Genomic DNA, 7,487 nt, shown 5'->3' with positions numbered 1-7,487 from the left:
TGCGCTACTGCCTCATCGCACTAGGTAAGTAGTTGCATTGTTTTTTTGAGTATAGAAAATAGTTTATGTTAAATCGATTTGCCTATGGTAAAAACCATTTTCTATACCCAAAAAAATCAAATAGTAAGAAATGGTCACTAAGTACAATTCCAAGAAAAAAGACCATTACGTTTGACCATTAAAAACAATAAAAACTTCAAACGAAAGAGTATAAATTTTCAAAACAAAAAAATAATTGGTATGGAATTTTATTTCTTTTTTCTGTTTTGAAAATTTATACCCTTTCCGAGGACATCCACTATTCTTAACAACATCCCAAAATCAGTTTTAAATGGAACATTTTGGCTTTCGAGGAAAAATAAAAAAATAAATAAAAGAAAGTAAAGTTAAGTTCCGGTTTCAAGAAAAACAAGTTCAAGCCCTTCGGGTTTTAGAAAAAATCTCCACCCAAAACGGTTCGCAACAACATTTATTTCCGACTTCACCTCCACTTTTCCGATGATGTATCGGGTAGTATTTTTTCTAAAAAACTTGTTTTTCTTGAAACCTCCACTTGAAGGACGACTTTCTTTTTTTTCTTTTTTTCTTTTAAAAATTTTATGTGTGGCTTGTGGTAGCGAGGCACATCATCTAAAAAACCGAAAGTATGCCAAATTTCATTATCAAAACGCACCGAAAAGATACTGTTTACGCCAGACCATGTTTATTCATACTCAACAAAGGACTGAACAGCGGAAAGCCACAAAAAACACCATTTACTAACAGCTTTGTCGTGATTTTTCAAAACGAAGAAGATTGCGAAAATATCTTTTGGATAACTTACAGTCTTTGGCAGTCCAAATTTTGGCACAGAAACCTTTGTGGTTCTGTCATTCCGTTTCTAAGAATGGGTGATTTCATCAGAGAATTTTCTGCAAAAGCCGAGGAAATGCTACAAGATTTTGAACAACATAAAAAAGATGTTGAAACACTTCGCCTTTTGGAACTCAAGGAAAAACAATTTCATCAAAATATCAATCTTATCAACGATTTGAAGCGAGTAATTCTACATCGCTATCATAAAAAATGAAGTCTTATTTTAAATCGATAATCATGAAACTATTTATTTTGTACCAAACAGACAAATGGAAATCCAAGGCATCAAGAGTATGTTTTGGGATATTCGACACCAGAGCCAAAGCAATTGATTGTGCCAAATGGCAAGAACTTTATAACTTTAATTCGGAAGTTGTAGTGTTAGAAGTAACACTCAATTTATTTGAAGAGGTTTAAAAAATAAATGCCTAGTCAATATTGACTGGGCATTTTGCTACACATTAATAAAGTTTAAGTCATTCTTCAGATGAAGTTTCCATGTAAACCAGGATGTTTGAAACCAACTTCCTTTTTTTTCTTTGATAAAATTAAATCGCTTACTTGGTATCAAAACTTGAACTCTGTTTTTTTGGAACATTTCGCTTCGCTTTCTACCTTCTAATGTTGTTATAGGCAACAGCATCATAAAAGGTTTATCCAATTCAAAAGCACGTTTCAAGAATTGATCTTTCAAAGAATAAGGCGGATTTGTAATAATCAAATCATACTGTTGAGGTTCGTATTCAAAAAAATCTAAACCATCGTTTAAGTGTGATCTTATGACTTCAAAACCATTAGCTTTTAAAACATTGACAATTTCGCTATTCTCAATTGCGGTACATTCCCAAATTATTTTAACCCCATCTGGAATATAAGGAAGAATACATTCTACAGCTTCTTTAGGCGTATATAATTCATCAAAAGCACCTCTTTTTATATAATCTATTTTATTTTGTATCATACAAGTTATTTTTTAAATGAAAAAGCCCATTCCATCAGGTTTGGGCTTTCATTTGTTTAACCCAAAGGTCACCACAACTAGAGTTAAACTTTATTTTTTGTGCTTCTTATTTATGCTTTTAAGCAGTAATGAAATCGTAAAACTGACAATTGCTCCAACAGTAGCCAAGACAACCGTTTTTGCTATATCATCAGAAGAAAGATTAGGAACAATGCTTAAAAATGTACCTCCAGCGGTTCCCATCAATGTGGGATTATTTGCTGTCATCAGTTGTAGTTAGCTGACTTGCAGCCGACAAAACTCCGCCAGCAACTGCTAAATAACCACCAATTGTTGTTACAATAACAGGTAACGCAATCGGAGCAGCTAAAATAGTTCCGCCAACAGCAGCCAATGCCAAACCAACATTTCGAAGCACTTTAAAAAATTTCGGTGTTGGAGCTTTTGCTCTTTTAATTAAACTCATGGCTCATTTTTTTAGGGTAACGATTAAACAATGTAGTAGTAGAACCTTTTCCTCCACCACCAATGTCAGAACTATCTCGATGGCTTTCCCTTTTTATAATGACATTGTCTTTAGAGCCACCAATCTCTTTGGAAGTATAATTTCCTGTTGAGGTGTCTTTTCTTCCACCAATTTCATTGGTTTCAGTCGAGCTTCGTTGAAGTGTTCCACTCGAACTTTTCCCACCACCAATACTATCGCGGGATAGAATTGCACATTCACCTTTAATTCCTTTGCAACCTCCAATTTCTCCATCAGTACTTAATCCGCAAGTACATCTTGACAAGCTTTCATCAAAATCTGACTTTAAATTAAATTCACTTTGTGGTAAAGTATCTGAATTAGATTGATCATCACAACTTGTGAAACCAATAGTCATTAATAAAACAAGCATTAACATTTTGATACTTCTAAAAATACGATTTGTTGAAGCAGTAGCTCCTAATAAATTTTTCATCTTTTAAGATTTAATAATTAATAAAACTTTTTCTGTGCTATCTAAAGCACGGTACACCAAGTCTTTCAACTTGACAAATGCCTTTCTTGACATCAGACCTAAACCTGGTCCAGAAAGTTTTGTAATTGGAGCAATACAACCGTTTAATTCTTTTAAAGCATTATTAGCAGGATGAAATAGAATAAAATTTCTATCTTTTACATCAATCACTTCCAAATGCCATTTAAACTTCCGACTATATCGCTTTCTAATAAAATACTTCCCTTCCGGAATGCAGGAAACCTTCGTTTCGTTCATCTTCCAAGGCAACTCAATTGTGTTACAAATTAATTTGCCATCGCATTCGAGTTTACCATTTGTTCCATCAGGGAAATAAGTTCTAGTGAGCAATAAAACCATTACACACCACTGTCAACCTTAGCAACAGATAATGGATTAAAAGCACCATTTTTCAACGGGTACATTGTTCCATTAATTTGTTGATAAAATTCAACTCCCAAAGCCAAAAACAAAGGTTTTGTACTAGCAGCTGTAACCGCATTCACTTGGTTAATAACCGCTGTTGGGGTTGCATCCCATGGCAAAATTGCCGTTTCAGAAGTAGCAACTACATACGTTTCAGCTTCAAAATCTACCTCGGCTCCGCCAGAGATAATCTTAAAGTGAGTAGTTCCACTTGGTGCAGCAATCATATTCGAAGGAATAAAAGAAGCAATATCAACTGATATTTCTCCAGCAACTCGGTCAATTGTTGCTACAAATGGCGCATACAAGCTAGTTCCTAGCTTACCGCGAATATTGAATTCAAAACCAAATAACAATTCAGCCTCTCCATCAATTACGTTACGCAAACCTCTATCACTCACTAAATCGGCTTGAATAACTTTAACCATAGCTTGGGTTAAACGACTTACCATTCTACCATCGGCAGAATTGATAAGTAATGGTCTTAAAGCAGTGCGCAAAAGCTTCCCAGCTTTTCCAGCTCTACCAAACTCGGAGCCATTCTCACGAGTTCTTTGAAACGCAGGATCACTGGCTATTCTACTAGCGTCAATTCCGCCTTTTTCTCTCGCCAAGTGTCCGTCTTGCGTTTTGTAAAAAGTAATATCACCGATAGTACCTTTTAGTTTAATTATGCCTTTCTGTCTAGCCATAATCTTTACAATTTTTGATTAATACTCATTTTCACAACTCACTTTCATTTCGTTAATCGTTGCAACTAAATCCCGAATGATTTACTCAAAGTTTCAATCATTAAAACCACATTTCAAACACTCTCATTTCTAAACCAAACAAAATCACACATAATCGACTATTATAATATCTGCTATTAATCAGAAATTACATAGATTTGTAGGAGATAATAAAGCTTACTCAAAGCCTAGTCAAAGGCATAGATAAAGTATTAAATTATAGAAAAGTGATACCAAGCAGCACTAGGGTATGTATATATCCAAAAGATGTGCAGCGCATAATGGGAAAAGAATATGCTCAAGCAAGATTGTATTTATTGAAGATTAAAAAGCACCTAAATAAAGAACCGCATCAGCTTATCTCTATTGAGGAATTTTGCGAGTATACAGGACTTAAAATAGAACATGTAGTGCGTTGCATAGTTGGATGAAAATTGAACGGCTAAAGGACTGCTAAACCACTGAAAATAAAAGAAACTAGTTCAAAAAATAGCATTGCTGATTTTGTCAATTAATGATAATTCATTATATTTGAATAGTCAAAGAAGTACAAATCGAATTAATCCATAAGGGGCACAATTCGGGGTACTTTAAAATAGTAAAATTGCAAGGTCAGTAATATCAAGACATACGAAAGCGGGTTGCAAACCCTCTTTCTCCGCCAGTAGAAATACAAACGGTACTAAAACCCACTAAATTCAACAATTTAGTGGGTTTTTCTTTTAGGGTTATATCAAATTATTCATTAAATCTCAAAGTTTAGGTGTCTTTCAAGGTGTCACTAAAAAATTAAATTTTCAGTGACACCTCGCAACGAAAGCACCGCTACTACAAGGTGTTCAACAACATATTCAAAAAATGTACATCTTGTGTGTAGTTATTAAATCGAATAAATTTAATACTAACTTTAAGGTCACCAACAATGAACACATCAGTATCAATTCTCTTCTACATCAAGAGAGCAAAAGCCAACAATTTAGGAGTTTGTCCAATCTACACCAGAGTTACAGTTAATGCTAAAAGATTTGAGTTTAGTACCAACAAATACATCAATCCCGATAAATGGTCCTCAGAAGGCAGCAAAGTTAAAGGCACTTCAGAAGAAGCTAGAACAATCAATAGTCATCTGGATTATCTAAAAAATCAAGTTTTAGAAGCAGAGAAGAAACTTTTCAAGAAAGATATTAGCGTTACTTCTGAAAATTTAAAGAATGAATTGTTTGGTCTATCAGAAACCAAGCGTATGCTCGTTCCCATCTTCCAAGACCACAACAACAAAATAAAAGAATTGGTTGGAAAAGAATACGCTCCTGGAACATTAGAACGCTACATTACTTCACTCAAGCATACTATTGAATTCATGAAATGGAAATACAACATTTCTGATATCGATATTACAAAGATTGATCATGCCTTTATAACCGATTACGAATTTTGGTTACGTAGTGTTAGAAATTGTGCAAACAACACAGCTGTTAAATACCTAAAAAACTTCAATAAAATCATCAAGCTTTGTTTGGCCAATGACTGGTTAGAAAAGAACCCATTTGCTAATTATAAATCAAAAGTCAAAGAAGTTGAGAGAGTTTATCTAACAGAAGTAGAAATCCAATCAATAATAGAAAAAGATTTCAAAACTGAAAGGCTTTCACTAGTTCGTGATATCTTCCTTTTTAGCTGCTTTACAGGTTTAGCATACATAGATGTCAAAAACCTAACAAAGTCACATATAAGCTACGGTATTGATGGAGAGAAATGGATATTCACGCACAGGCAGAAAACAGAAAGTGCTTCCAAAATTCCAATCCTTCCTGTTACACAAATGATAATAGATAAATACGAAAATCATCCACAATGCTTAAATGAAGACAAATTACTTCCGATTTTATCCAACCAAAAAATGAATGCGTATCTAAAAGAAATAGCCGGAGTTTGTGAAATTGAAAAAGAACTAACATTCCACATTGCTCGACATACTTTTGCTACTACTGTGACACTTACCAATGGCGTTCCAATTGAAAGCGTGAGCAAAATGCTTGGGCATAAAAATTTAAGAACTACACAACATTATGCTAAAGTTTTAGATAGAAAAGTTAGTGATGATATGAAGATTTTAAAAGATAAATTTTCAATTTTAGACAATAATATATTGAAAAAATCTTCAGTCACAAGCTAAACATTTCTAGTAATCAATGCTATTTAAAGCTATTAAGACTTTATTATTTGTTAAAAAAAGCATAAACACCATTTTAGTAACTTTATTTTAGTAATTTTGTTAACCAAATAGTTAAACTATATAATTAAACAATATGGATAAAATTAAAACTGAAAATACTGAAACTGAAATATTAATAGCTGCAAAAGAAATCTTTCAGCAAAAAGGAATGGCAGGTGCAAGAATGCAAGAAATAGCAGATAAAGCAAAAATTAATAAAGCATTATTGCATTATTATTATAGAAGCAAACAATTATTATTTGAAGCTGTTTTCAAAAGTGCTTTTTCGCTTTTAGCACCACAATTAAATAAAGTGCTAAATGATGATAGTGACTTATTTGAAAAAATACGAAAGTTCACTGAAAATTATGTTTCGTTTGTAATCAAACATCCCTATTTACCAAATTTTGTAATACAAGAATTAAATAAAAACCCAGAATTTGTTCAAAAGCTTCGCTCTGAAAAAAATTTTCCTTCCATTGAAAAATTTAAACTTCAAGTAAGTGATGCTATAAATCAAGGAATTATCAAACCAATCGAAGCCGAACAGCTATTTATCAATATTATCTCTTTAAATATTTTTCCTTTTATCGGAGAACCGCTATTAATGGCACTTGTTAATATGGATAAAGAAAGCTATAATAAAATACTAGAAAATAGAAAAACGGAAGTGGCTGAGTTTATCATTAATTCAATAAAAATATAAATTATGAAAACTAAGTTAATCATACTGATAGTATTGTCTATATCAATATATGCTAATGCACAACAGACTTTATCCTTGGAAGATTGTTACTCATTAGCTACAAAAAATTATCCTTTATCAAAACAAACAGGATTAATACAACAAAAATCAAGTTATGAAATTGAAGCATTAAGCAAAGGAAAATTACCAAAAATCGATGTAAATGCACAAGCAACTTATCAATCTGAAGTGATAGGATTACCTACTTCACTACCTGGAGTTCAATCTTTAAATAAAGATCAATATAGAGCAACTTTAGATGTAAATCAATTAGTATACAATGGTGGAATAATTGATGCAAATACTAAATTAAAAGAAGCACAAACCAAAACACAACAGCAACTAATTGAAGTTAGCTTATATCAAATAAAAACTCGAATTAATCAATATTTCTTTTCTGTTTTGTTACTTCAAGAAAAAAAGGCACTACTATCTTCAAAAAAAGAGTTATTAACTTCCAAAGTTAAGGAAGTGAAATCAGGAGTCAAATTTGGAGCAATTCTTCCATCATCAGAACAGGTTTTAGAAGCAGAAATTATTAAAATAAACCAGC

10 protein-coding genes and 1 pseudogene are annotated in these 7,487 nt (G+C 32.6%); 5 read left to right on the top strand and 6 right to left on the bottom strand.

Annotated features, from left to right (window positions below; all coding sequences use genetic code 11):
- Positions 1-646: 646 nt before the first annotated feature.
- Both IAI56_RS14820 and IAI56_RS14815 read left to right on the top strand, forming a co-directional pair.
- Positions 647-1,069, top strand: a complete 423-nt coding sequence (locus tag IAI56_RS14820) for a DUF6943 family protein (protein WP_026704788.1) — start codon at positions 647-649, stop codon at positions 1,067-1,069.
- Positions 1,070-1,092: 23 nt separating this feature from the next.
- Positions 1,093-1,272: a hypothetical protein gene (locus IAI56_RS14815; RefSeq protein WP_026704787.1), complete on the top strand. Its 180-nt coding sequence runs from the start codon at positions 1,093-1,095 to the stop codon at positions 1,270-1,272.
- Positions 1,273-1,309: 37 nt separating this feature from the next.
- On the opposite strand, the gene IAI56_RS14810 is transcribed toward IAI56_RS14815, so the two are convergent.
- From IAI56_RS14810 to IAI56_RS14785, 6 genes are all read right to left on the bottom strand, one after another.
- Complete coding sequence (locus tag IAI56_RS14810) at positions 1,310-1,816, bottom strand: class I SAM-dependent methyltransferase (RefSeq protein WP_169522871.1); 507 nt, start codon at positions 1,814-1,816, stop codon at positions 1,310-1,312.
- A gap of 90 nt (positions 1,817-1,906) precedes the next feature.
- Positions 1,907-2,083 (bottom strand): hypothetical protein, encoded by a 177-nt coding sequence (locus IAI56_RS14805; RefSeq protein WP_169522873.1) that lies wholly within the window; start codon positions 2,081-2,083, stop codon positions 1,907-1,909.
- Positions 2,070-2,282, bottom strand: a complete 213-nt coding sequence (locus IAI56_RS14800) for a hypothetical protein (protein ID WP_187658601.1) — start codon at positions 2,280-2,282, stop codon at positions 2,070-2,072. The genes IAI56_RS14805 and IAI56_RS14800 overlap by 14 nt, the downstream gene beginning before the upstream one ends.
- On the bottom strand, positions 2,269-2,778 hold the full coding sequence (locus IAI56_RS14795; protein WP_187658600.1) for a hypothetical protein: 510 nt from the start codon (positions 2,776-2,778) through the stop codon (positions 2,269-2,271). The genes IAI56_RS14800 and IAI56_RS14795 overlap by 14 nt, the downstream gene beginning before the upstream one ends.
- A gap of 3 nt (positions 2,779-2,781) precedes the next feature.
- Positions 2,782-3,177 carry a DUF5675 family protein gene (locus tag IAI56_RS14790; protein WP_187658599.1) on the bottom strand — a complete coding sequence of 132 codons (396 nt, stop codon included), beginning with the start codon at positions 3,175-3,177 and terminating at the stop codon, positions 2,782-2,784.
- On the bottom strand, positions 3,177-3,935 hold the full coding sequence (locus IAI56_RS14785) for a hypothetical protein (RefSeq protein ID WP_026704782.1): 759 nt from the start codon (positions 3,933-3,935) through the stop codon (positions 3,177-3,179). The genes IAI56_RS14790 and IAI56_RS14785 overlap by 1 nt, the downstream gene beginning before the upstream one ends.
- A gap of 961 nt (positions 3,936-4,896) precedes the next feature.
- Here IAI56_RS14785 and IAI56_RS14780 point away from each other — a divergent pair.
- The 3 genes and pseudogenes from IAI56_RS14780 to IAI56_RS14770 form a co-directional block, all read left to right on the top strand.
- Complete coding sequence (locus IAI56_RS14780) at positions 4,897-6,150, top strand: site-specific integrase (RefSeq protein WP_187658598.1); 1,254 nt, start codon at positions 4,897-4,899, stop codon at positions 6,148-6,150.
- Between the two features lie 133 nt (positions 6,151-6,283).
- Positions 6,284-6,895, top strand: coding sequence for a TetR/AcrR family transcriptional regulator (locus IAI56_RS14775; protein ID WP_171221812.1), 612 nt, complete (start codon positions 6,284-6,286; stop codon positions 6,893-6,895).
- A gap of 3 nt (positions 6,896-6,898) precedes the next feature.
- A pseudogene (locus tag IAI56_RS14770) lies at positions 6,899-7,487 on the top strand (TolC family protein); the annotation flags it as partial.

Origin of the sequence: Flavobacterium macrobrachii, assembly GCF_014486675.1 — a bacterium.
GTDB classification, from domain to species: Bacteria; Bacteroidota; Bacteroidia; order Flavobacteriales; family Flavobacteriaceae; genus Flavobacterium; species Flavobacterium macrobrachii.
This window is presented reverse-complemented; position numbering and strand designations above follow the sequence as displayed.